Here is a 1,571-nt window from a genome sequence, read left to right as displayed (position 1 = left end):
GGGACGGCCGGCGTGAACGGGCTGCCTCCTGACGGACGTGCGGTGGCCCGGTGCCGTCGACGCCGGACCAGAAGCCGTGGCGGAAGCCGAGGCCGGGGCGGAAGCCGCAGCCGCAGCCGCCGGGCGCGCCGCGCCACCGGACCGCGTGAGACGGTCCGGCTCCGCCGAGCGGAGTCGGCCACAGGACCGGCGTGGTGGCCGGGCGGCCCGGTCGCGGACCGGCCTCCGCCGCACCTTCTCCTCGCCTCCCGGGCACGGCTCGGACTCGGACGCCAGGAGAGCCTCTCGGAGCCGGCCGAGACAGCGCCGCAGAATCCGCGAGACCTGCATCTGCGAGACGCCGATGACGTCCGCGATCTGCTGCTGGGTCTGTTCCTGGTAGAAGCGCAGGTAGAGGACTCGGCGGTCCCGCTCCGGGAGCTGTCTCACCTGAGTCACCAGCGCGACGGTGTCGACGACACGCCCGAGCGCCGCGTCCTCGATGCCGATCAAGAAGGCCGGCGGCGACTCCTGGCCGGACCTCGCCGGTTCGTCCAGGGACCGCGGATGGCACTCGTGCAGCGCCCGCAGCGTGGACACCACCCGGTCGGGTTCCATCCCCGTGTGCTCGGCGATCTGCTCGGGGGAGGGCGAGCCGCCGCCGAGCCGCTGCTCGAGTTCTTCGACCGCCTGGAAGACCGGCCCGCTCGCCTCCTGAAGGGAACGGGGCAGGCGCACGGCAGGGGTCCGGTCACGCAGATGCCGCCTGATCTCACCCGTCAGCTTGGGAAGCGCGTACGAGAGGAAGGCGTGCCCCAGGTCCGGGTCGTATCCGTCGACGGCTTTGATCAGGCCGACAGAGGCGACCTGGACGAGATCGTCGAAGTCCTCTCCATGGCGCTGAAAACGGCGTGAGACCCGGCGGACCAGCGGCAACAGCATACGGATGACCTGATCCCGGAGGACGGCCCGCCGCGGTCCAGGGGGCTGCTGCGCGAGTTCGCGCATCAGCGCGTCGAGTCGGTCCGAGAACGGCTCCGACGCGACGGTGGTGTCGCTGTGCGGGAGCGGGGCGGCGGCTGTTGCGGACATGGGCCTCATGGAGGGTCGGGCCGGGCGAGGGAGGTACGACGGCACAGATGAGACGCCGTCGCCCGGCGCCGGCGGGCGGGCGGTGAGCAGGTTGCCCGCAAGGCCGCATCGGACGCCGCCGTTCACCGACGCATCGCACGTGTCCGACCGCGTCCTCGCAGGACGGTGTTGTCTTCCGCGTCTTGGAGTCACCCGCTCCTGCCGCCATGAAACACGCCATGCGTGGGAGGCGCGAGACGCCACCCGCCAGGAGAGTGACGCGGGTGAGGACACCCGTTCCGGTCCGTGCGAGTGGTGGACCGGCGCCCACCGTTTACGCGTCCGGGCCACGGGTCACCCACTGGTGACGGCACGGAGGTGTCCGGAGGGAGTACGTCATGACGCTGGTCGCCGACTTCGTACTGGAGCGCCTGACCGAGTGGGGTGTGCAGCGGGTTTACGGCTATCCGGGTGATGGGATCAACGGTCTGCTGGGTGCCTTCGACCGGGCCGAGGGTGAG

Annotated in this window: 1 protein-coding gene; it reads right to left on the bottom strand. The window is 71.5% G+C overall.

Going from position 1 to position 1,571, the window contains the following annotated elements; all coding sequences use genetic code 11:
- A partial coding sequence (locus ABZ281_RS48825) for a sigma-70 family RNA polymerase sigma factor (RefSeq protein ID WP_356665239.1) occupies positions 1 to 1,071 on the bottom strand: 1,071 nt, incomplete at its 3' end.
- Positions 1,072 to 1,571 lie beyond the last annotated feature (500 nt).

The organism is Streptomyces sp. NPDC006265 (assembly GCF_040613555.1).
Classification (GTDB): Bacteria; Actinomycetota; Actinomycetes; order Streptomycetales; family Streptomycetaceae; genus Streptomyces.
Note: the sequence above shows the minus strand (reverse complement) of the source record. Positions and strands in the feature narration are given on the sequence as shown.